Genomic DNA, 22,177 nt, shown 5'->3' with positions numbered 1-22,177 from the left:
CTCAGATCATGCAAGCCCCATATTTGTCTCGTGCCACAGCTAAGAATTCTGTAAATTCCTTGTCATAAACTGAAACAGTTTCTTTCTTTTTTACATAACATTCGGAGATCCCTATGTTAGAGCTCTTAATTGGCTTAGTGGTTACCATTGCGGTGGGTTACTTTATTGTCAAAGGCTATAAAGCTGCGGGCGTGTTACTGACCGCTGGTATTGCTTTACTTCTTATGACTGGCGTTTTGGGGCACGACGTGCTGCCGTCAAAAATCACCTCAACTGGTAACATGGTGACAGATGCGCTTGAATACGTGAAATACATGCTTCAATACCGCGGTGGCGGTCTTGGTATGCAAATCATGCTGCTTTGTGGTTTTGCGTCATACATGACTCATATCGGCGCGAACAACGTGGTAGTGAAACAGTTCTCTAAACCGCTTTCTGTCATCAAGTCTCCTTACGTCCTTTTGGTAGCGGCTTACATTGTGGCGTGTTTAATGTCTCTTGCGGTAAGTTCTGCAACAGGCCTTGGCGTACTATTAATGGCGACATTATTCCCAATGATGGTCGCGATGGGCATTTCTCGTCCAGCAGCCGTTGCAGTGTGTGCCTCTCCAGCGGCAATCATCCTTTCTCCTACTTCTGGTGATGTTGTTATCGCAGCAGAAAAGTCTGGTTTAGAGCTTGATGTGTTTGCGGTACAAACTGTGTTGCCTGTTTCTATTTGCGCAATCATCGTCATGGCAGCGGCAGCGTTCTTCTGGAACAAATACTTAGATAAGAAAGAAAATACACCAATGGAAAAAATTGATGTATCAGAGATCAAAGCTGACGCACCAGCGTTTTATGCAGCTCTTCCATTTCTACCTATCATCGGCGTTTTCCTATTCAACGGTCGTACCATTCCAGGACTTAGTCTAGACATCTACACTATTGTGGTTGGTTCGATTTTCCTTGGAGCTCTGATCCATTATGTTGTAAATAAGTTCGATGGTAAAAAATCACTAGAAGATTTAGATTCTTGCTACGCAGGCATGGCTGACGCGTTCAAAGGCGTTGTGATGCTTTTGGTTGCCGCAGGGGTTTTTGCACAAGGTCTGATGTCTATCGGTGCTATCGATAACCTACTTCATCTAGCAGATAATGCTGGTGCAGGCGGCGTTGCTTTAATGCTTATTCTAACTGCATTGACAGTTGCAGCAGCAATTGCAACGGGTTCGGGTAACGCGCCTTTCTATGCGTTCGTGGAGTTAGCACCATCTTTGGCTGCTAAAATGGGATTAAACCCTGCTTTCCTAATTATCCCGATGCTTCAAGCATCAAACCTAGGCCGTACTATCTCACCAGTATCTGGCGTAATCGTTGCGACATCAGGTATGGCAAACATCAGCCCGTTTGAGGTTGTAAAACGCACATCCGTTCCAGTTCTAGCAGGCCTTATCACGGTGATTATTGGTACTATGGTGCTTGTTCCAATGAGTGCCTAACGGTATTGCCACGATCAAACTAAAAGCAATATCCGAACAAAATTACGTTTAATTAAAAACGCCAGCAAATGTGCTGGCGTTTTTTTTATTCTAATGTGTTGATTTACGCTGACTTAAATCGGTCAGGAATCTTAGTGATGCTCTCTCTGTAGCTAAACCATAAGTAGGTAACGGCAAGCGAAAAGAATAAATATGAAAGTGCGAATACGATTGGAGACGTGATTAATTCCGCGGACATTCCCCACATCACACCGACTACGGTTATCGTCAACTTAGAAAGCATACCGCAAATGAGTAGGAATAAAGCAAGCTGTGGAAAGCGCGAGCTGCGAAATGCGAAGAAATAACAGCTACCTACCGCTAAAGAAGCAATAGATAAGCCCAACATAAATGAATGGATGTGGTCTGCTGATGCGATACCAGCGGATACCGAAGCCATGAGTAATAGGAACAGTTTCATAAGTCACCTCACAACAAATCTAAAAAGCATCCCTTCATAAATGAAAACTCATTTTTCACTATATTCTGCGCCTAAAATCAGCAATTACAAGTTACTTTTTTGCTCACTTAATGAACATAAAAGCTAATCAGCTTCAATTATTACAAAAGGTTAACAATGAAAAATTAAGAAACCCTTTGCATCTGATACTTACGACAGTTAGATGATAAATTCGCCATTTTTGTTACAGATGGTTAACATGGAAACATTTTGAAATTTTTTATTTGAAATGTGAACTGTGCACTCAACAGCGTAAAACCTCTCTGTCTTGACTCATCATTCGTTATTAGCGAACAAAAAATATCACTTTTTTACAACGTTCTTACTACATACAAAACCATGAATTCACATCCACTTTTAATGTTGCAAATTATTTTATCAGTAACCGTAAAAAGAGATTCCAATCACATATTTATTGGTTATAATCCGCGCTCATTGCGTTAAACGTTGAAAAACGCAAACTAATTTTGAGAAAAAACATCTTTAAACCAACCTTCTTTGCGGCATTGCCAATAAGAGGAAAAACTGAGAATAAAAATGAGCAAGATTGATAAAGCTATGCGCATCCTGTTAGCAGGGTTCTGTATCAACCTTTGTCTTGGCATCCTGTATGCTTGGAGTGTATTCAACAAGGCACTGGTAACTGAATCAGGCTGGAGTGCTGCAGAAGCTTCTGCACCTTACGCAACTGCAACCATCACTTTCTCTATCTGTCTTCTTATTGCAGGTATTCTTCAAGACCGCATGGGCCCTCGAATGATCCTTATCCTAGGTACTGTTCTTACAGGTCTGGGCATGATCGCGTCTGGCTTTGTTGACACTCCACTCATGCTGAACATTACCTTCGGTGTGATCACAGGTGCAGGTATCGGTTTTGGTTACGCATGCCTATCACCTTCTGCGATGAAGTGGTTCCACGCTTCGAAGAAAGGTATGGTTAACGGCATTATTGCGGCAGGTTTTGGTCTAGCGGCTATTTACCTTGCGCCAGTAACTTCTGCGCTAATAGACAGCATGGGCATTCAAACTAGCTTTATGGTTCTTGGTGTTGGTATCCTAGCGATTGCGGTTCCTCTTGCAGCAACCATCAACAACCCACCAGCAGACTACACACCTGCGGAGCCTAAAGTAAAAGAAGGCCAAGCACCTAAAGCGGTGAAAAAGTCAGATGACTTAACTTGGAAAGCAATGTTGAAAACGCCACAGTTCTACTCTCTATGGATCATGTACGCGTTTGCAGCTTCTGTTGGTCTAATGATCATTGGTAACATCACGACAATCGCAAGCGTTCAAGCAAACTTGCCAAACGCGGTTTACCTAGCGTCTATTCTTGCTGTATTTAACTCTGGCGGTCGTGTTGCCGCGGGTATGCTTGCAGATAAAATCGGCGGTGTTCGTACGCTTCTACTCGCGTTCGTTCTACAAGGCGTAAACATGGTGCTGTTCGCGACGTTCGACTCTGAGTTTACACTGATCATCGGTACAGCAATCGCAGCGGTAGGTTACGGCACACTTCTAGCGGTATTCCCTACTCTAACGGCTGAGTTCTACGGTCTGAAAAACTACGGCACTAACTACGGTGTGCTTTACACAGCATGGGGTATCGGTGGTGCAATCGGCGCAGCGGTTGTTGGTTTCTCGATGACAAATGGCGACGGCTACACCTTGGCTTACACAATTTCTTCGGCAATGATGGCAGTATGTATCGTACTTGCGTTCATCACTAAGCCATTGTCTGATGCGAAAGTAGCACAGCTAAAAAACGCATAATTGCGAATTGATTTGATAGCAAAAAGGCTTAACCTATGGGTTAAGCCTTTTTTGTTATCGGTCGTTTATGGAAAGCCCTATCGAACTTGCACCAGACTACTATCTAGAGAACTTCTTTAAGCTGACTCATCACGCAGTAACTTGGTACAGCGATTTACTGACCAAGGAAGAACACGCATGGCTTTGCTCGTTTGATTCTTTGAGCAAACACGCCCAGTGCCTTTTGGTACGTTTATACAGCCGAAAGGGATGTTGGTTTCGAAGTGATAAACTGAGTTATCAAGAAATACCTTCTATCAATGAAGCGCTGGCGGAATTGAGTCAACATGAGTTTGTAGCCCTTTCCCCACCCCTTTCTCATCAAGAGTTAGCGGCCAATTTACTGACCAAACCAGAAATCTCTGCGCTTTATCCCGAACTGCCGAAATCACTCAAGAAAGACGCCCTTGTCGAACGTTTGAGTAATGCGGAATTTGATCGTATAGAGAAGCTTGAGTTTACGATCGTCAAACTCAATTCAGCTCATATGATCGACGTGTTGCTCACTCTGTTTTTTGCCAACACCCATCAAGACTTAAGTCAGTTTGTGCTTGATGACTTAGGTTTGCATCAGTTCGAGCAATATCAATTGAGTAAAGTGCGCCGTTTCTTTGATTCACGTGAGCAAATAGACCGTTTAATTGAACTGAGCCAGTTGGCCAACCTGTACTGGCAATTTGACCGAAAAGACAAAGCCAATCTCGACTTATTAATTGAGGCAATGCCTCAGCCCGTTAAACACCGTTACGTAGATCGTAAACGCGAGCACATGTTGAATGACATAGCACGTGATTACGAACGGCTTAATGATCTAGAGACCGCCCTGTCTCTATTTGGCCAAACTCAACTCACACCGAGCCGAGAACGACGCGCACGTATCTATGACAAATTAAACCATGATGATTTATTTGGTGACATTGTCACAGATATGCTTAACTCACCGATCGATGTGTCTGAGCTCGAAGTTGCACAAAAACTTGAGCAACGGTTAAAACGAAAACAAGGCGAGAAAGTGCCAAGAGTGACGAAGCCAACCTGTACGGAATACCGCCTTGAACTGGATTTATCTCAACAGAGAGTCGAACTCGCCAGCAAAGCGTATTTTGAGTCCTTAGGCTGGACTGTATTTTACGCCGAAAATGCACTGCTTAATGCATTACTTGGTCTCACTTTTTGGGATGCGATTTTCGCTCCCATCGAAGGCGCATTCATCAATGCCTATCAACATCGTCCTCTGGATTTGTACCATTCTGATTTTGTTACCAAACGCCAAGCTTTGATAGATGCGACGTTTGATATGTTGGAAACGGGCAATACTTATACGTTGTTAACTAGATACGATGAGAAGTTTGGTATCAGCAATCCATTTGTGCATTGGAGCTTAATAAGTAAAGAGCTACTCGAAATGGCACTCGATACAATCCCAACTAACATGTTGATGGCGCTATTTAAAATACAATTGAGTGACCTAAAGCTTTACCGCAATGGGATGCCTGATCTGATTGCTTTTAAAGGAAACGAGTTCGAATGGATTGAAGTAAAAGGGCCAGGCGATAAACTCCAGGATAACCAATGGCGTTGGATCAAAGAGTTTACTCGCCTTAATGTCCCGTTTGCGGTGTGTTACGTCGCAGCAACTTAACTTACTCTATATAAAGAGCTTGGTGTTTGTTCACTCAAACCGCCCCTCGGTTATCGCCCCTTGCTCTTTTTTCTAAACATTTTTTCGTTTCTTCACGATCGCTTCACGCTTCTTCACACAAAATGCGCTTCTACTCACTAAGTTGATTTGAAGAGGCAAAATAAAATGAACAAAACACTTCTTGCGTTACTTGTTACCTGCTCAGTTTCGGTATCTGCGGCTCCTTATGTAGGTCTGGAATATGGACTAGGCACCACTGACCATGATTTGGAACCTCACTTTTCAACTGACAACGTAACACTCAACCCTGAGCTTGAAGACGGTATTTTCTCAGGCTTTGTCGGTTACGCATTTAATGACAACTGGGCATTGGAACTGGGTTACAGCCAGTTTGACCTTGATGATAGTCGTTCAAAAAACCTAGGTATCAAGTCAATCGATGGCAAAGATTACCATCATGAAATGGATTGGGATGCGTCAATCAAAGCCAAGCAAGTGTCGTTGGCTCCTGTGTTTAACTATGCATTAAATGATAAATGGACAACAAAATTCAAAGCGGGTCTAACGTACACGGAATACAACGCCAAGGTTTCTAAACATCAAGAATACGAACTTGTCACGAACGACGATGTGGAAATGACCAACACGCTTTTCCATAGCGCGGAGAAAAACAACGAGCTAGGCGCAATGTTCTCAGTGGGTGCGGAATACAGAATTTTCCCGCAGCTCACCATAGGTGTAAACGCAAAATATCAACTAGACCGATACGCGAACACTGCATCCTTTAACGTAGGCACAACTTATTACTTCTAATATAAGGAGATGATAATGAAAAGAGTATTGTTAACATCCATGCTTGCCCTACTTTCAAGCTCGGTTTTCGCCGCGTTTAATGGTCCAGAAGTCAGTGCAATCAATACGGTGAAAGAGGCGCGCAACGCAACCGACGACAGCGCTGTAGTGCTAACCGGGCATATTGTTCAATCATTTGGTAACGAGACTTACTTGTTCAAAGACAACACTGGTGAGATCGAAGTAGAGATCGACAACGAAGATTGGATGGGTCAAGAAGTGACACCAAAAGATACCGTAATGATTCGAGGAGAGGTTGATTCAGATTGGACAACTACGCAAATAGACGTTGAGACCATTCAAAAACGTTAAGAAGTTGACTAATACCTCAACACAAATAACACAGCCACATTTTAGTGGCTGTGTTACGCAATAATCATGGAAAACGCTCGTTTAGCTAGTCAAGCAAGGGCAATCTTGCGGTACGACTAATCGTATACTCTTAGGCTGAACATCAAATCTAATGGTTCTCGAATGATAAGGTTCTCCATCTAAATTAAGAGGCAATGGATTCGGAAAATCTATCTCCAACCAGCTTGCTTTAGTGTACTTCACAAACTCTCCTTTCTCACTCGGGTTATTGATCTCGTCGATTACTTTAGGCAGCTCATGAGGTAAAAATGGGCGCACCAATGTTAGATCCATCATCCCATCATTAATCATCGCTTTTGGAGCTAACTCTTGCCCACCTCCAGCAAGGCGCCCATTACAAAACGCACCGAGCAACATTTCTCCCTGATACGCGCCACCTTCAATCTTTATTGTTCCGTCATATGGTTTAAAGCCAAGTGCTTTTATAACACCAGTTAACGTGTAAGCTCCGCCGCCAAGAAAGTTTTTGAGTTCAACAGGCGTTTCTGCTGTAACTTCTGCACCAAACCCTGCTGTTGCCACGTTAATAAAGCAGCGATCGTTCGCTTTGACGCAATCGACCAAAGCGGACTGCCCCTCAACAGCAAGAGATAAAGACGCCTTAATGGAATTAGGTACTTGAATAGCGGTAGCAAAGTCATTGGCGGTACCAAGGGGAATAATGGCTAACTCAGGGCGTTTTTCTTTGTCAATTTGAATAATCGCAGAAGCCGCCTCATTGACGGTCCCATCGCCACCAGCGACAACAATACGTTCAATGCCTTCATCAACCGCTTCTTTAACTAGCCGCGGCATGTCTTGAGATTCCCACGTCACACGCACCTGTACGTCGATGCCTTTTTCTCTCATTTTCATGATTGCATCTCTTAACTCTGGATTCCCAGCTTTTTTTCCGTTAAGGATGGCACGTATTGTCTTTTTCATTGCACTTCCTATTGGTTGATGACTTTTCCTGCTTGCTTAATCTGTGAACGTAACCACTGATGGGCGCTGTCGTTTGTGCGACTAGGATGCCAGATTGTACAAAGCTCATACATTTGTTCATCAAATGGCATTGATAAAGATTTAACATGATAGGTGTTATTGAACAAGTTGATCATCGACTCTGGCATTAAACCAATGTATTCACTACCACAAATAATTGGGAGCATTTCTAGTACGCCTGAGGCTCGATACTTAATCTTTCTCTTATCCAAGTCGACAATGTCATCGGCGTTTAACAAGCTCTTACGACTCTGCCACTGCGAAACCACTACGTGTTCTTCTTCAAAAAATTGTTCAGCCGTAATCTCGTCATTCAGGCGTGGATGCGCTTCGCTACATACCACCACCAAACGCTCCGTAAGTACAGTTTCCAGTTTTAACACCGTTCTTGCTCTTGGTGTGATATCAATGATCAAATCGTATCGTTGTAACCGCAGATCACTTTCAAAATCTTCCGTAAAAAGCGGATGTACTTCTAATGCAACATTTGGCGCCGACACACGGATTTGTTTCATGACTTGAGGTAGCAACTCAAAGCTTGCAACGGACACACAGGCAATAGAAAACACTCTATTCGACACTTTAGGGTCAAACTCACTAGAGGCCGATAATGTCGAAGTGAAATTTTGTACTGAAGCTAGAAGAGCAGGATAAATATCCATCGCAAACGAGGTAGGCTCGACACCTTTAACGCAACGATGAAACAATGGGTCATCGTAGATATCACGTAGCCTTGCTAGCGCTTTACTCACCGCAGGCTGGGTGATGTTTAAACGCGCCGCCGCCCGAGACAAGTTACGCTCTTCATAGATGGCAGTGAAAATGGGAATAAGATTAAGGTCGGTCGGTTTCATGCTATTAAATTTTTCAAAAGTCACTTTCTCTATTTTAATCTAACAGCATGATCCTTCACGTAGCCAAGTGCAATAAATGGGCGGTATCGCTTGTTTTAATGAGTTTTAACTCAATTTTGACGCACTTCATTCACCACATAAACTGGCACCATAGTGCAACGTAAAGCTTGACTTAGGCTTTGCCTAGGTAAGGGGTAAGAAACTCGCTGACTTCCTCGCCGCACAAACCCGTTTCTACCTCTATACCTGCTTGTTTTAGAATCTCGATACCTCGACCACTGTTGCGCGGGTCGGGGTCCAATATGGCTACGACGACTTTGCTTATGCCGGATTTGACTAATGTCACCGCGCAAGCTGGCGTGCGACCAACAAACGAACACGGTTCCAGCGTAACGTATGCCGTCACCGATTCTAACGAGCCTTGATACGCATTCAGCGCTTCCACTTCCGCGTGATTGCCACCAATCGCTTGAGTATGACCTTCAGAAACGATTTGATTGTCTTTCACTAACACGCAGCCAACCGGCGGGTTGGGTTGACATTCAGGAAGCGCATTTTTGGACACTTCCAATGCGCGGCGCATAAACTCTTGGCTCATTTGAACTCTATTCTCTAATAAAAACGAGGCGCTATATTAGCGCCCCGTTTTATTCATTGCCATCTCTTCCAATGACTTTGTCCAGTTCTGGTAACGCTCGCGGAATACGGAATTTAAAGCGTTTTTGTTTGGTCTGGACTTTGCGCCACATCGACTTCAGTAAATGAGCGCTATTTTCACCATTTTGCATTCGCGACGCACTTTTTTGCCACGATTCACTCGTATCGGCTTTGGTCATTTCTAGCTCGGCCGTATTTAAACGCAATTGTTTGTACAATATGGTCCTTGCTTCAGACCAACGTTTAGCCTTTAACAAACGGTGGAACGTCAGCCATGCTGGTGTCGGTCTGTTGCGGTAGTAACGTTTAATGGCTACCAATGAAATAATCACAAAACCCAGAAATACAAGCGTGGATACAATCCATGCAAAGTACGTTTTGATGAAGGATTTCAACGTGTGCTTCGCAGCAAATGTTTTGCCCTCTAACACCACCGTTTCCACTTGTTGAGTCTTACTATTCCACCAACGGAACTCATAATCTGGCAGGGTTAATTCACCACCTTGTTGAATCACGTACACACTCTCTTCTGTGCGTGTTGACTGGTAGTCACCACGTGTTTGCGTATCTGTCAAACGGTGCGGTTGAGGATACGCTTGGTAACGGGTTGTTGATTCTCCTTTCAACAAGTCTGGTAGCAACACAGATAGCGAATCATGAGCCAAAATGGTGATTTTACGCGTGATTGCATCCCCAACTTTGAGTGACTCAGTGGAGGTTTCCCACTCTTGTTTTACGTCTACGTGCGTTGCAGAAAACCAAGGCGTATCACCGCTCAACAATCCCGATGGCAAGACAGTTTTGAACTTAATCGGCTGCGTATAAAGTGTGCCTGACACCTTCTCGCCATCCGGCGCCGACACCTGAACGCCCACAGCGACAGGTGGAATCACAAAATCACCAGATGCTTGTGGATACAAAGTCACTTCCCAGCGTTGACGCGACCAAGTTTGTCCCTCTTTTTGCTCAGTAAAGTTGGTTGCTAGTTGATTACGCTGTTTGGCGATAACATTGGGTATTTCAATATTGCCAATTCTCGTACCACCCGTAAACCAACGCGGCGTTGCCACTTCGATGGTTAAAATAACTTGCTCATTGACGCTAAAACTTGGTGTTTTACGCTTCTCTCCAGCCGTTGGTTGTTTACCAACCCACGCTTGTAACTCAACACCATGCTCTCGTTGAACGTCACGAATATCTTGAGCCAACACACTACTGCTCAGGAGGAAACCGAAACAGATAACTAACCACAAGGGTAAAGCAAAGGGCGTAAAACGGTGGCTTTTCATCATTGCACCGCCTCCTCTGTATTTTCGTTCGCAGTAGAAGTTGATTCTCCGGTTTCTATTGAACGCAATTGAATCTGAAACTTCGCATTTAAGAAGTATTTAGGATCCGCTTCGACTCGCTTTAACCATTTGTCGGCTAATTCTTGGCTACCTAAGATGTCGTCTGCACTTAACGTCTCTTTAATCATCAACTCCGCTGACGTTTTTTCATCCGCCCCTTCTGCGGTTTGAGGGTTATCGCCTAGCTCGGTTGATGCTTCTTGCTCCGTTCCTGCCTGACTCTCACTCATCCGGTTGATGTCCTCTACAATACCACCAATCACTTTCAAGTTATGCTCAACATCCGGTCTTAGCCTCTCGCTTAATGTTGGCTTGTTGGCTAGGGATTTTAACAAGTCACGTGCAGCCAAATATTCACGCTGACGCGCCAATGCACTCGCCGCATTATAAAGACCGTAATCTCGAACCTCTTCGGACGGGTCGTTTTGCATTTCCAAAAACGCACTGTGGGCGAGTTCAAACTCGCTAGCGTAGTAGTACGCCGTCCCTTTGCGTAATGGATCGACAAAGTGTTTCGCGGCTTCTAAATACGCTTGTTGGTTGAACAAACGCTGTCCTTGTTGATCTGGCGTTAGCCACAAATCCCACCACCATTGCGTCACCTTGTCGAAAGCCGTCACTTTTTGCACAACTTGTGGCTGCTCGGCTTTAACTGAAATGTTCTCGGCCAATGCACTTGTTGGCATCAATAACGTGCCGCTCACCATTACAATCACGCACCACTGCACTAACCACCCTTTTCTAAACCACAGCATCATGATCAGCGCGATTGGGAACAGAAGTTGATACCCCATGTCTTTCCAAGGCATTGAAGATTCGCCATTAAGCTGCATATTGCGCTCAACGTATCGATTCAGTTGCTCGATATCACTATTATCGACGGTCACTTCCACCAATCGACCGTTAGTCTGACTAGCCAGTTTTTGTAGAGAATCCAAATCCATTGGGTTGTTACTCACAATGTCAGCATTCCCTGCCGCAAGAATTAACAGTTGATAAGGTTTGCCCGAGAAATACGCTTGGTATTGCTCAATCGTGGCTGGATTAACGCCATCACTCACCAACAGAACAGTGGAGCCTGGTTGACCTTGCAATTGTTGGTCAATTAACGGCAATGCTTTTTCGGCAAGCTTACCTTGCACGGGCATAATTTCTGGCGTAATGGCCGCCAAAAACGGGTCAAATACTTTGCTGTCTTGAGTTATAGGCATCGCGACATGAGCACTGCCCGCGAACACGACTAAACCCGTTTTTCCGCCTTTTCGCGCGGCTAGCAAATCGCGTATTTTCTGTTTGGAACGCTCAAGGCGGCTTGGTGGGAGATCTTTTTGCAGCATCGATTCGCTGTTATCAAGCACCACCAGCAGAGAGGCTTTATCTTCGCCAAAGGGGGAAGATTCACGTTGCCACGTTGGGCCTGCACAAATCACAATGGCGATGAACACAATCAGCATCAAGAGCTTAAGCGGCAGTTGCTTACGCCAACCTCGCTCACCTATCGTCAAAGCATTGCGTAAATGTTCGGGCAGAATATCCTTCCAGCTTGGCTTGCTTTCTTCTCGCCAGCGTAACCACACCAAGAAAAACATGGGGACCAAAGCCAGTAACCACAGTGGTCGAATAAAATGAAACTGCGTAAAGAATTGCGTCCAACTAAGAGAATCAAACATCGCTCTCTCCTAATGATGATCGTGTAACAGCCCTTCTTTTGAGTGTTGCGACGCTGAACGCGAGCAAATGCATGATGACCACTAACGCCATCAAGTAATGATGAAGGCTTTGTTTTGGGCGGTATGTAGTGCTTTCGTAAAGTTGAGGTTCCAGTTTGCCAATTTCGTCGTAGGCAGCCGATAGTTCATCACGGTTGAGTGCTTCAAACGCTTCACCGCCGGATTCTTTCGCAATGCGATGAATTGTGTCCATATCCAACGCGGTTTCACCTATCGTTTCCGGATCACCCATCGCAATCACGTGCACTCTCACGCCTTTGGCTTTCGCAACTTTCGCCGCATCAATCGGTTCAACAAAACTGCCCGTGTCGTTACCATCGGTTAATACAATCGCGACTTTTTCACGGTTTTGGTCTTGTTCTAAAGCACCACGCGACTTATCGCTTTGCTCAAAAACTTTAATCGCTAAGCCAATCGCATCACCAAGATGGGTACTCTGCCCTGCCATTGCCACATCGGTTTGGTTAAGCAGTTCGAGCCACACTTTTTGGTCTGCGGTAAATGGCGTTTGCACGAAAGCAGCATCACCAAAAAGCACCAAGCCTAATCGGTCACCTTTACGAGACTGAACAAACTCCGACAGCACTTCTTTTGCCGCATCAAGACGAGAAATTTTTTCGCCTGTACGTGAGGTGAAATCTGGCTCGGCCATGGAGCCCGAAAGATCCACCACCACCATCACATCGCGACCTAAACTCTCGCGAACTTGAGGCTCGCCTAACACGGTGGGTTTTGCCATCGCACACACCACCAAAAGCCATGAGAGAATTAACGTTGCTCGTTGCCACCAACTCGGGGTCAACTGGCTTGCACCTTCTGATGGCGTCTCGCCAATCGCTTCCACCAGCTGACTAAAAAACGGCACTTTGATCGCCATTTGCTTAGTGCGATATGCAGGCACCAAGTAGTACACCACCAACGGCAAGGGCAAAACCAGAAACCACATTGGGTGAGCAAATTCAAAACCAGACAAACCAGTTATCGATGCAAGAAGATCATTCATGTTGACCTCCCTGATGTGATTTGCGTTTCAATCGTGGTGATTTCTTTGCCGCGCTTTTTTGAGCATCACCACGGTGTTCACTCACCCAGTTTTTCGCACGAGCAATTAGCGTTACACGATCTTCGTTGGTTAGCATAACGCTTGGGTCGACAATACTTTGTAGCCAGCGCTTTGAAAGCTCATCGTTAAAGACCACAAGCGAGTTTGCTTGAGAATCTTCGGTTTGCGGATACAGCGCATCGAGCTTGCGCAGAAAGGCGGTATCAAACAATTTCGCGTTGCGGCTATCAATATGAATCAGCACTACTTTAAGCACAGAGAACAATACTTTTGGCATGTCTTTGTCGCTCGATTTGATTTGCGAAATCGCCAGTAGAGCTTCTTTTCGGTAACGATTATGCCACCATTGCCGAGCCAATCGATATACGACATACACCAATGCAATGAGCACAACCGCCGCTAAAATTTTCCAGCCAATAGTTTGCGGGTACCAACTCACGCTGGGTGGTACAGCCACATCATGCAGCTCTCTGAGTATGTAGGTACTCGGAGGCGTAGGAAGATCACTCATTTAACGCCCTCCTACCAGTTTTTGGAATTGTTTAATGTGCTCACCTGTCGTATCGAGTTCGATGTGCGGAAGGTGTTTCATCGCCATAAGTTGAGAGAGTGATTGACGCTGTAAGCTAGTTCGAGCCTCAAGCTTTGCGCTCGCAGCTTCTACCTTTGCTTTGCTGTCTAAATTGAGTTGATACTGCCCATCACCAACCACCCATTTCGATTTTGCCAAATCGTCTGGTAACGTTTGTTCTAATGGGTCACTAACCATCACTGCGAGAACATCATTGTGCTGTTGCAGCTGTTTAAGGTGATCAAGATGGTGCTCCTCGCAGTCGCTCCAGTCGCTGATAAAAATCAAAGTGGATTGCTTGAGCTTCATGCGTTTAATAAGCTCAATCCATTGACTGAACGTTACTTTTTCGGAATTGCGGGAGTCCACATTGAGCGATTGATTGGCTTTAGCGAGACGTTTAAGTTGCGCCAGAAGATCGTTTTGCGAACGCTGTGCCTTGCTGTGAAACAACGCCTGCTGGGATGCGATGACAAAACCGACTCGGTCGCCATCTTTTAATACTCGCCACCCACACATCGCTGCGATCTCTGCCGCGACAACTGATTTCATTACTTGCGTCGAAGCAAAAAACATTGTGCTTCTCTGGTCGACACACACGATTACGTTGCGATCTTTTTCTTCTGTATAGCTGCGCACGTGCGGCTGACCTGTACGCATCGTAACTTTCCAATCAAGGTTACGAATATCGTCACCCAATTGGTAATGGCGCAGCTCTTCGAAGTTCAATCCACGACCGCGAAACAACGAATTGTGTCGGCCAGAGAGTACGCTACCCGCTTTTAGATGAGGAAGTAAACTGAACGATTCTGCTTGTGCTTGCAGACATACTAAACGAGCATAATCGCAGTACAAACGGGGATCCATCCCCTGTGATGTTGGCGCAAGAGTTGGCTTAGCCATAATGCCTCCCACTTACCCAATTTCTACACAATCTAGCAGCTCTTGTACGACTCGTTGATGATCGACCCCATCTGCCAGTGCATCGTAGGTCAAAGAAAAACGGTGGCCCAATACAGACGGAACCATGGCACGCACATCGTCAGGAGTAACGTGGTCACGTCCTTGCATCCACGCATACGCACGAGCGCATTTGTCGAGTGCGATGGAAGCACGAGGACTAGAGCCAATCTCAATCCATTTTGCTAAGTTTGAATCGGCATAACGCTCTGGCTTACGAGTCGCCATCACTAACGCAACGATGTAGTTTTCCACTAGGTCTGATACCACGATGTTTGGTAACTGACGACGCGCTTCTAGCACCACGTCTGGCTCGATGTGTTTTGGCGTAATAATTTCGCTGCTGGTTTCCGCCCCCAATTCTTCACTGCGCACCAAACGAATGATGTCACGTTCGGCGTCATCTTCTGGATAATCGACGGTAACCTTCATGATAAAGCGGTCCATTTGCGCTTCTGGCAGCGGGTACGTGCCCTCTTGCTCTACAGGGTTTTGCGTTGCAAGCACCATAAATAAGTCTGGCAATACGTGAGTTTTATCGCCTACCGTGATTGTGCCTTCGGCCATGGCTTCAAGCAGTGCCGCTTGTACTTTGGCTGGTGCACGGTTGACCTCATCAGCAAGTACAATGCTGTTAAAAATTGGCCCTGGCTGAAAGTGTAGTTGCGGCTTGCCATCCAGCTCTTGATAAACCTCAGTGCCCGTCACATCAGATGGTAAAAGATCCGGCGTAAACTGGATTCGACCAAAACTGGTGTTTAACAAGTTCGCCAACGATTTTACGGAACGTGTTTTTGCCGTTCCCGGTAAACCTTCTAGCAGAATATGCCCATTTGTTAATAACCCGATGACTAAAGCTCGAACCACGTGGCTTTGTCCAATGACGCTTTTTTCTGTTTGTTCGATGAGTTCTTTTATCGCTTGTTGTGCGTGGTTCATAGGATACCTTTTCAATGGTTTAAGCCGTCTTTTTGATAGTTAAGTATAAGAACAAATGAAATAACTTAAGGTTATATTCACTATGTTATCTTTGCGGTTCTTGAGATTGGAGAAGTTGTGCAAGACCAACCAACATCGGTAACGCATAATCAAAGAACATTTTGACTCCCGAACACAAATAGTTTAGACCACTCTCACCATTCGGCGTTTTGATCAAACGGTTTTTTGGGCACTCACCCCAACAATAAGGCAAGTAAGGGCATTGCTTACAATACGTCGGCAATGAATCGCGTTTTGCCATGCCAAAAGTATATTGTCTTGTAGAGAAGGCCATTTCATTCAGTGAGTGTTCATGAATGTTGGCGAGTTTGTATTCTGGATACACATAGTGGTCGCAACTGAACACGTCGCCATTGTGCTCAATCGCCAACCCTTTGCCACAAAACTCCGCCGTCACGCAAAGCTGAGACGGTTTCCCCATTACTTGCGCCACCGCGGTTTCAAACAGATTAACCAGCACACGGCCAAGATCGTTATTCACCCACTCTTCAAAGGTCGCCATTAAAAAGCGTCCCCAGTCTTCAGGATCGACTGACCAATCCGTTACAATCGACATTGGATGCCCCGGTTTAGCCAGATCACTGCCTTTGGTTGGGATCATCTGTTCGTTCCAAAACTGCGGCGCGGTTGTTTGGAAGTTGTTGGCTTCTACCACCGGCGCAAACTGAATATAAGTCACACCCAATTCTTGGGTTAAAAATCGATATACTTCGAGCGGGTATTTCGCATTGTGACGATTCACCGTGACCAACGCGTTGAATTTCACGCCATGCGCTTTGAGCTTATCTACCGCTTTCATCACGAGATCAAACGTTGGCTTACCGCTGCGGGTTTTGCGATATTTGTCGTGCAGCTCTCGTGGTCCATCAATCGACAAGCCAACTAGGAAGTTGTGCTCTTTTAAAAACGCACACCACTCATCGTTTAGCAAAATGCCGTTGGTCTGAAGGTCGTTTTCAATGCGAACGCCTTTCGGCTGATATTTCTTTTGCAAAGCTACGACATTGCGGAAATAGTCCAACCCAAGCAGCGTCGGCTCCCCGCCCTGCCATGAGAATACAATTTCTTCGCCATCCTGACTTTCGATATAGCTTTTCACGAACGCTTCCAGTGTTGCGTCGTCCATTTTTGGCTGCTTTTCTTGGTGCAGTAGATTTTCTTTATGCAGATAAAAGCAGTACTGACAATCGATGTTGCACTTTGCTCCACCTGGCTTTGCCATCACATGGAATCGACGGTCATACGCGCCCAGAACAGGCGCTTTAGACGCCGTTTTAAGAGGAACAATAGGCATAGTAGTAGAATGGCGAGGGGAAATCTTACTCATACGTTTCTCACTATTACATATACCCAAATAACCTCGTGAGCGCTGTACAGCAAAAGTGAAGCTATTTGGGTATATAGCGCTCCAAAAAGCGCTATATAATCTTAATTTACTTAGAAGACTTAGGTACGAACGAACCTGCTTCCATACGAGGCGGGAATTCTTTGAATGTACCCATCACCTCTTTCACTGTATCCATTGCTGGCATCATTAAGAATGAACGCTCGTACATCCAACGAGAATAACCCATGCCTTGATCGCCTCGTTCAAATGGATCAATGCTCAAGTCAAAGATCAGTGGCACACGAAGTTTAGTGAACGGCTTACGCCATACATCCATACCCGTTTCATTCTCTTGAATCATAAAGTGGAACTTGTACTTTCCTTGGCGCAATGCCACAAGATCGCCGTCGTCGCTCCAGTAAACGAACTCATTTCGTGCGGATTTGTCTGACTTACCCGTTAAATATGGCAGTTGGTTGTAACCGTCTAGGTGAACTTTGTAGTCCATATCGCCAACTTTTTTGCCTTTTAGCAGTTCGTCTTTAACTTTGGTATCACCTGCCGCAGCAACTAGTGTCGGGAAAAAGTCCTCTAATGACATCATGCCGTTGAATGTTTTACCTGCCTCAATTTTTCCAGGCCATTTAATCAACATTGGCACACGGAAACTCCCTTCCCAGCCAGTGTTTTTCTCTGAGCGGAACGGTGTCATCCCTGCATCCGGCCACAAATCAACCATAGGGCCGTTGTCAGTGGTGTAAACAATGATTGTATTGTCATCCACACCTAACTCTTTGATCTTGTTAAGTAGCTGACCGATTTGGTCATCGTGCTGCTTAACACCATCCGCGTAGAAACCGGCACCTGTTTTACCTTGGTATTCTTCAGGAACATGTGTGAAGTTGTGCATGCGAGTGGTGTTAAACCAAGTAAAGAACGGCTTGTCCGCTTTTACTTGCTTTTCTATGAAGCTCTCTGCGGCATCAAGAAACTCACCATCAACATTTTCCATACGCTTACGCGTTAGTGGACCGGTATCTTCGATTTTGCCGTCAGCGTAAGAATGGATAACGCCACGAGGGCCAAATTTCTTCTTGAACTCCGGATCTTTAGGGTAATCCACGTTCTCTGGCTCTTCTTCTGCGTTCAAGTGGTATAGGTTGCCGAAGAATTCATCAAAACCGTGGTTGGTAGGAAGATGCTCGTCTCGGTCACCTAAATGGTTCTTACCAAATTGTCCGGTTGCGTAACCCATTTGTTTAAGCACGGTTGCAATCGTCGGATCTTTTTCCGAGATACCTTCCGGAGCGCCTGGTAAGCCCACTTTTGATAGACCTGTACGTTTTGGCATTTGACCAGTGATGAATGCAGAACGGCCTGCTGTCGAGCTTTGCTGTGCGTAGAAGTTAGTGAACTTCGCACCTTCTTTAGCAATGCTATCGATGTTTGGCGTGTTGTACGCCATCATGCCTTGGTTATAGGTACTAAGGTTCCAGTAACCAACATCATCACCAAAGATGACAAGAATGTTGGGTTTGTCCGCTGCATGTGCAACTGCAGATGCAGCGCCCAAAGCTAACGTACATGCGTTAAGTACGAGTTTTTTACTGCTCGTTTTGGTCGCATTTTTCATATTATCTCCAAGAGTTCGCTAGTGCGTAAAAAACGGTATTCGCTTTTCAATACCATTGTTGATATAAGATAAAGCACTAATTTCAGGCGATAAATGCAGTCAAAATTAGTTAACCTATAAATTAAATTTATGAGTGATGTTATGGACTTGAATTTGATCCAAACTTTTCTTGTTGTTGCGGAGTTTCAATCTTATACAAAAGCCGCGGAACAATTAGGGCTTACACAACCTGCTGTGAGCGCTGCAATAAAGCGTTTAGAGCAAGTCGTAGATAAGCAATTATTCGTTAAAAAAGGACGAGGTATCGCACTAACCTCCACCGCTTATCAATTACTGCCGCAATTCCAGCAAGCGGTTAGTATTATTGACAATGCGATATCTGATAGAAATCATTTTGAAGTGTGTTGTTCGGAAATTTTGTTGCACATTATGGACCCGATAAAGAACACTATTTTTTATGAATCACCACCCGAAAAATTCCTATTATTTGAGCTGTTAAGACAACAAAAAGTCGATCTAGTAATCGATACGGTGATCACGAAAGATGCAGCGTTTATTATTGAAGATGCCTATGAGGAAGAAGCCGTGGTTATCTGTCGTGAGAACCATCCCCGTGTACACGGCACGCTCACAAAAGAGCAATTTTATGAGGAAACTCACTGTTTATTTTCAGGAAAATGGAACAACATGTCGGGGTTCGAGCAACTAGCAAAGGAAACAATTCAAGAAAGAAAAGTCGACTTGATCACATCTTCGCTAGCGGGCATGGCGCTGTATGTCGCCCAAAGAGACAGTTTAGGGATCGTTTCTCAATCTTTTGCAAACAAGTGGAGCAAAGCGCTCAAACTTCAAATTTTGCCCTGCCCCATTTCGATACGCTCTATCCCTTACAAGTTCGTTTACCATAAGCGAGAGGTAAACAACCCAGCCCACATCGCTCTACGTGAAAAAATCAAAGCCAACTTAACGGCAGCCCACTACGAACCAATTTGTTTATAACTCTTGTCAATTGAAGCGTTAGGCGTTTTCGTCATCAAGCTTTCTACAAACCTGAATAGATAGAATTTTACAGATAAAAAAGAGGCTCACGTTAATGAGCCTCTCTCTATATGTGATACTTCACTTAGCTTTTCCTACTTATTTGGGTTCTCTTTTAGTTTCTCCATCACTTGATCGAGCGAGAAGCTTGCTGCTTTTTGCCTTGGTGGGAACTCTTTAAACGTTTCAAGGAATCTGCCTACGTAAGCTTGCGCAGGAACAAGCATGTAAGCACGGTCTAGCATCCAATCGTAGTAAGTGTTAGAAGTGATATCAGCCACTTCGTAAGGATCCATACGCAAGTTGAAGATCTTAGGAACACGAAGTGTGGTGAATGGTTCAGCCCAAATACGCAACGTGCCTTTTGCTCGTTGCTCCATAAAGACCAGCTTCCATTTGTTATAGCGAAGTGCAGTTAAGTCTCCATCATCTGAGAAGTAAAAAATTTCTTCTCGTGGGGCCTTATCCTCTTTACCAGTCAAATATGGTAGGAAGTTATAGCCGTCTAGGTGAACTTTGAATTTCTTACCATTCGCACTATAACCTTTGAGCAATTTCTCTTTGATATTGTCATCACCCGCGGCAGCAACAAACGTTGGCATCCAGTCCATGTGATGCATGATATCATTCGAAACAGAGCCAGCTTTAATTTTACCTGGCCAACGTACCATCGCAGGAACTCGGTACGCACCTTCCCAGTTGGTATTTTTCTCTCCACGGAATGGCGTTGTACCTGCATCTGGCCACGAGTTCATGTGTGGGCCATTATCGGTGGAGTAAAAGACGATTGTGTTGTCTTTAATACCCAAATCATCCACTTTTTTCAGTAGCTGACCTACATGGTTATCATGCTCGACCATACCATCTGCATACTCGCTGATACCTGTTTTTCCAGAGTTCTCTTCTTTCACATGAGTACGGAAGTGCATACGAGTTGCGTTCCACCAGACAAAGAAAGGTTTTTCAGCCTTGACGGCACGATCCATAAAGTCGAGTGCCGCATCTAACGTCTCTTCATCCACGGTTTCCATGCGCTTGCGAGTTAGAGGCCCTGTATCTTCAATTTTGCCATCAGCGTACGAACGGATAACGCCGCGCGGACCGAACTTTTTACGAAACTCAGGATCTTTAGGATAATCGACGTTTTCTGGCTCCTCCTCGGCGTTCAAGTGATAAAGGTTGCCAAAAAATTCATCGAAGCCGTGATTAGTAGGAAGGTGCTCATCTTTATCACCTAAGTGGTTTTTACCAAATTGCCCTGTCATATAGCCCATCGGCTTCAGCATTTCGGCAATGGTTGCGTCCTCTTCCTTCAAGCCAAGATCAGCACCTGGAAGCCCCACTTTACTCAAACCTGTTCTAAGAACGGTTTGGCCCGTAATGAAAGTAGAACGGCCCGCTGTACAAGATTGCTCACCGTAATAGTCAGTGAACATCATGCCTTCTTTGGCGATACTGTCTATATTTGGTGTTTTGTACCCCATCAAGCCAAACGTGTAAGCACTGAGATTGGACTGGCCAATATCATCACCCCAAATGACGAGAATATTTGGTTTCTCTGCTGCGATACTGCTACTTGTCGCACCGATTAAAGCGGCGGCAAGAATCGCTAATCGGCGTTTAACGCCATATTTCGCTGTCATATAAACCTCTGTGTGTATTAGAAAAGTGCTTCCTGCAACAGAATGTATAGTTCACAAATAGCGGATAAGCGAATTTACTAAATGAGAATTCTTTCTATCTTTGCCTAACATTACACCGTTATTTGTAGCTAATACGCACTCCAATAGCACTTTAGTTCAGAGCGCCATCGCACCATTCATCACTACTGTTAATCTCAAGTATTAAGATTGTCTACGCATATCACAGTGCTCATAAAGTACCTGATTGCTTTTACATAAATATTAATGATAATACGTTTTACTACTATTAATAATTAAGGTATCCGTGTGCTTGACTCCAAGGTTTCAAATGGAAAAACTTCCCAATGCCAACACAACGGCGTTCACCATAATGATGAAGAGCTATTACTAGATAAGCGCACTCACTCTGTGGTACTCAATTACTTGCCAAACAAGAAATCTGTTCAGTTAACAAGCATTCAATTTAAGCTGCTGCAAACTCTCACTCACCATCAAGATCAAGTACTTAGTAAGCATTTTCTTTACGAAACAGTACTAAAACGTGAATTTACTGAACATGATCGAGCACTCGATATGCACATGAGCAGAATGAGAAAGCGTCTAGTTCACGAAGGCGTTCCAACAGACAGAATTCAGACAGTCCACCGCCAGGGTTACATTTTCAAGCGCTCAGACAATCAACAGAAAAATTAACGCTAATTGACCCAACTTTTG

General features: G+C 44.8%; 20 protein-coding genes. 7 read left to right on the top strand and 13 right to left on the bottom strand.

The features are described from left to right. Positions 1 to 113 precede the first annotated feature (113 nt). Positions 114 to 1,481, top strand: coding sequence for an anaerobic C4-dicarboxylate transporter DcuC (gene dcuC / locus R7Q38_RS11295; RefSeq protein WP_005376528.1), 1,368 nt, complete (start codon positions 114 to 116; stop codon positions 1,479 to 1,481). 103 nt (positions 1,482 to 1,584) lie between these two features. Here the strand turns inward: dcuC and R7Q38_RS11290 are convergent, their stop codons facing one another. Next, the gene (locus tag R7Q38_RS11290; RefSeq protein ID WP_005376535.1) at positions 1,585 to 1,941 is read right to left on the bottom strand and encodes a hypothetical protein; all 357 of its coding nucleotides are present in this window, start codon (positions 1,939 to 1,941) and stop codon (positions 1,585 to 1,587) included. A gap of 576 nt (positions 1,942 to 2,517) precedes the next feature. On the opposite strand from R7Q38_RS11290, the gene R7Q38_RS11285 reads away from it, so the two are divergent. The 4 genes from R7Q38_RS11285 (at position 2,518) to R7Q38_RS11270 (ending at position 6,595) form a co-directional block, all read left to right on the top strand. Next, positions 2,518 to 3,750 (top strand): OFA family MFS transporter, encoded by a 1,233-nt coding sequence (locus tag R7Q38_RS11285; protein ID WP_053303514.1) that lies wholly within the window; start codon positions 2,518 to 2,520, stop codon positions 3,748 to 3,750. A 67-nt stretch (positions 3,751 to 3,817) separates the two neighbouring features. After that, positions 3,818 to 5,431: a VRR-NUC domain-containing protein gene (locus R7Q38_RS11280; protein ID WP_115386607.1), complete on the top strand. Its 1,614-nt coding sequence runs from the start codon at positions 3,818 to 3,820 to the stop codon at positions 5,429 to 5,431. Positions 5,432 to 5,596: 165 nt separating this feature from the next. Then, on the top strand, positions 5,597 to 6,244 hold the full coding sequence (locus R7Q38_RS11275) for an AcfA family outer membrane beta-barrel protein (protein ID WP_005376538.1): 648 nt from the start codon (positions 5,597 to 5,599) through the stop codon (positions 6,242 to 6,244). Positions 6,245 to 6,259: 15 nt separating this feature from the next. Next, positions 6,260 to 6,595 carry a YgiW/YdeI family stress tolerance OB fold protein gene (locus tag R7Q38_RS11270; RefSeq protein WP_005376539.1) on the top strand — a complete coding sequence of 112 codons (336 nt, stop codon included), beginning with the start codon at positions 6,260 to 6,262 and terminating at the stop codon, positions 6,593 to 6,595. A gap of 81 nt (positions 6,596 to 6,676) precedes the next feature. Here R7Q38_RS11270 and yegS read toward each other — a convergent pair whose 3' ends face one another. The 11 genes from yegS to R7Q38_RS11215 form a co-directional block, all read right to left on the bottom strand. Then, positions 6,677 to 7,579: a lipid kinase YegS gene (gene yegS, locus R7Q38_RS11265; protein WP_005376540.1), complete on the bottom strand. Its 903-nt coding sequence runs from the start codon at positions 7,577 to 7,579 to the stop codon at positions 6,677 to 6,679. Positions 7,580 to 7,587: 8 nt separating this feature from the next. Continuing rightward, positions 7,588 to 8,493: a LysR family transcriptional regulator gene (locus R7Q38_RS11260; protein ID WP_005376541.1), complete on the bottom strand. Its 906-nt coding sequence runs from the start codon at positions 8,491 to 8,493 to the stop codon at positions 7,588 to 7,590. A 172-nt stretch (positions 8,494 to 8,665) separates the two neighbouring features. Continuing rightward, the gene (locus tag R7Q38_RS11255) at positions 8,666 to 9,091 is read right to left on the bottom strand and encodes a bifunctional diaminohydroxyphosphoribosylaminopyrimidine deaminase/5-amino-6-(5-phosphoribosylamino)uracil reductase RibD (RefSeq protein WP_005376542.1); all 426 of its coding nucleotides are present in this window, start codon (positions 9,089 to 9,091) and stop codon (positions 8,666 to 8,668) included. A 49-nt stretch (positions 9,092 to 9,140) separates the two neighbouring features. Continuing rightward, a complete protein-coding gene (locus R7Q38_RS11250) occupies positions 9,141 to 10,442 on the bottom strand; it encodes a BatD family protein (protein WP_025767853.1) in 1,302 nt (433 codons plus the stop codon). Then, on the bottom strand, positions 10,439 to 12,169 hold the full coding sequence (locus tag R7Q38_RS11245; RefSeq protein WP_213904456.1) for a vWA domain-containing protein: 1,731 nt from the start codon (positions 12,167 to 12,169) through the stop codon (positions 10,439 to 10,441). Before R7Q38_RS11245 ends, R7Q38_RS11250 begins: the two co-directional genes overlap by 4 nt. Further along, a complete protein-coding gene (locus R7Q38_RS11240) occupies positions 12,162 to 13,232 on the bottom strand; it encodes a vWA domain-containing protein (protein WP_025767855.1) in 1,071 nt (356 codons plus the stop codon). Before R7Q38_RS11240 ends, R7Q38_RS11245 begins: the two co-directional genes overlap by 8 nt. Then, the gene (locus tag R7Q38_RS11235) at positions 13,225 to 13,803 is read right to left on the bottom strand and encodes a DUF4381 domain-containing protein (RefSeq protein ID WP_025767856.1); all 579 of its coding nucleotides are present in this window, start codon (positions 13,801 to 13,803) and stop codon (positions 13,225 to 13,227) included. Before R7Q38_RS11235 ends, R7Q38_RS11240 begins: the two co-directional genes overlap by 8 nt. Continuing rightward, entirely contained in the window at positions 13,804 to 14,766 is a 963-nt protein-coding gene (locus tag R7Q38_RS11230; RefSeq protein ID WP_239938717.1) for a DUF58 domain-containing protein, read from the bottom strand. 12 nt (positions 14,767 to 14,778) lie between these two features. Then, positions 14,779 to 15,762, bottom strand: a complete 984-nt coding sequence (locus tag R7Q38_RS11225; RefSeq protein WP_005376549.1) for an AAA family ATPase — start codon at positions 15,760 to 15,762, stop codon at positions 14,779 to 14,781. Between the two features lie 85 nt (positions 15,763 to 15,847). Next, the gene (locus R7Q38_RS11220) at positions 15,848 to 17,149 is read right to left on the bottom strand and encodes an anaerobic sulfatase maturase (RefSeq protein ID WP_025767858.1); all 1,302 of its coding nucleotides are present in this window, start codon (positions 17,147 to 17,149) and stop codon (positions 15,848 to 15,850) included. Positions 17,150 to 17,255: 106 nt separating this feature from the next. Beyond that, complete coding sequence (locus R7Q38_RS11215; protein WP_017635363.1) at positions 17,256 to 18,782, bottom strand: arylsulfatase; 1,527 nt, start codon at positions 18,780 to 18,782, stop codon at positions 17,256 to 17,258. Between the two features lie 141 nt (positions 18,783 to 18,923). Here R7Q38_RS11215 and R7Q38_RS11210 point away from each other — a divergent pair, with 141 nt between their 5' ends. After that, the gene (locus R7Q38_RS11210; RefSeq protein ID WP_005376559.1) at positions 18,924 to 19,781 is read left to right on the top strand and encodes a LysR family transcriptional regulator; all 858 of its coding nucleotides are present in this window, start codon (positions 18,924 to 18,926) and stop codon (positions 19,779 to 19,781) included. A 134-nt stretch (positions 19,782 to 19,915) separates the two neighbouring features. Here R7Q38_RS11210 and R7Q38_RS11205 read toward each other — a convergent pair whose 3' ends face one another. Beyond that, positions 19,916 to 21,463 carry an arylsulfatase gene (locus R7Q38_RS11205; RefSeq protein ID WP_005376560.1) on the bottom strand — a complete coding sequence of 516 codons (1,548 nt, stop codon included), beginning with the start codon at positions 21,461 to 21,463 and terminating at the stop codon, positions 19,916 to 19,918. A 306-nt stretch (positions 21,464 to 21,769) separates the two neighbouring features. On the opposite strand from R7Q38_RS11205, the gene R7Q38_RS11200 reads away from it, so the two are divergent. Then, the gene (locus R7Q38_RS11200; RefSeq protein WP_005376561.1) at positions 21,770 to 22,156 is read left to right on the top strand and encodes a winged helix-turn-helix domain-containing protein; all 387 of its coding nucleotides are present in this window, start codon (positions 21,770 to 21,772) and stop codon (positions 22,154 to 22,156) included. Positions 22,157 to 22,177: the final 21 nt, after the last annotated feature.

The sequence above is a fragment of the Vibrio sp. Vb0598 genome (genome assembly GCF_033338935.1).
Classification (GTDB): domain Bacteria; phylum Pseudomonadota; class Gammaproteobacteria; order Enterobacterales; family Vibrionaceae; genus Vibrio; species Vibrio alginolyticus.
This window is presented reverse-complemented; position numbering and strand designations above follow the sequence as displayed.

Bases quoted from the DNA above. Each gene is read 5' to 3' on its own strand.
- dcuC (WP_005376528.1), top strand. From the start codon at position 114: ATGTTAGAGCTCTTAATTGGCTTAGTGGTTACCATTGCGGTGGGTTAC.
- R7Q38_RS11290 (WP_005376535.1), bottom strand. From the start codon at position 1,941: ATGAAACTGTTCCTATTACTCATGGCTTCGGTATCCGCTGGTATCGCA.
- R7Q38_RS11285 (WP_053303514.1), top strand. From the start codon at position 2,518: ATGAGCAAGATTGATAAAGCTATGCGCATCCTGTTAGCAGGGTTCTGT.
- R7Q38_RS11280 (WP_115386607.1), top strand. From the start codon at position 3,818: ATGGAAAGCCCTATCGAACTTGCACCAGACTACTATCTAGAGAACTTC.
- R7Q38_RS11275 (WP_005376538.1), top strand. From the start codon at position 5,597: ATGAACAAAACACTTCTTGCGTTACTTGTTACCTGCTCAGTTTCGGTA.
- R7Q38_RS11270 (WP_005376539.1), top strand. From the start codon at position 6,260: ATGAAAAGAGTATTGTTAACATCCATGCTTGCCCTACTTTCAAGCTCG.
- yegS (WP_005376540.1), bottom strand. From the start codon at position 7,579: ATGAAAAAGACAATACGTGCCATCCTTAACGGAAAAAAAGCTGGGAAT.
- R7Q38_RS11260 (WP_005376541.1), bottom strand. From the start codon at position 8,493: ATGAAACCGACCGACCTTAATCTTATTCCCATTTTCACTGCCATCTAT.
- R7Q38_RS11255 (WP_005376542.1), bottom strand. From the start codon at position 9,091: ATGAGCCAAGAGTTTATGCGCCGCGCATTGGAAGTGTCCAAAAATGCG.
- R7Q38_RS11250 (WP_025767853.1), bottom strand. From the start codon at position 10,442: ATGATGAAAAGCCACCGTTTTACGCCCTTTGCTTTACCCTTGTGGTTA.
- R7Q38_RS11245 (WP_213904456.1), bottom strand. From the start codon at position 12,169: ATGTTTGATTCTCTTAGTTGGACGCAATTCTTTACGCAGTTTCATTTT.
- R7Q38_RS11240 (WP_025767855.1), bottom strand. From the start codon at position 13,232: ATGAATGATCTTCTTGCATCGATAACTGGTTTGTCTGGTTTTGAATTT.
- R7Q38_RS11235 (WP_025767856.1), bottom strand. From the start codon at position 13,803: ATGAGTGATCTTCCTACGCCTCCGAGTACCTACATACTCAGAGAGCTG.
- R7Q38_RS11230 (WP_239938717.1), bottom strand. From the start codon at position 14,766: ATGGCTAAGCCAACTCTTGCGCCAACATCACAGGGGATGGATCCCCGT.
- R7Q38_RS11225 (WP_005376549.1), bottom strand. From the start codon at position 15,762: ATGAACCACGCACAACAAGCGATAAAAGAACTCATCGAACAAACAGAA.
- R7Q38_RS11220 (WP_025767858.1), bottom strand. From the start codon at position 17,149: ATGAGTAAGATTTCCCCTCGCCATTCTACTACTATGCCTATTGTTCCT.
- R7Q38_RS11215 (WP_017635363.1), bottom strand. From the start codon at position 18,782: ATGAAAAATGCGACCAAAACGAGCAGTAAAAAACTCGTACTTAACGCA.
- R7Q38_RS11210 (WP_005376559.1), top strand. From the start codon at position 18,924: ATGGACTTGAATTTGATCCAAACTTTTCTTGTTGTTGCGGAGTTTCAA.
- R7Q38_RS11205 (WP_005376560.1), bottom strand. From the start codon at position 21,463: ATGACAGCGAAATATGGCGTTAAACGCCGATTAGCGATTCTTGCCGCC.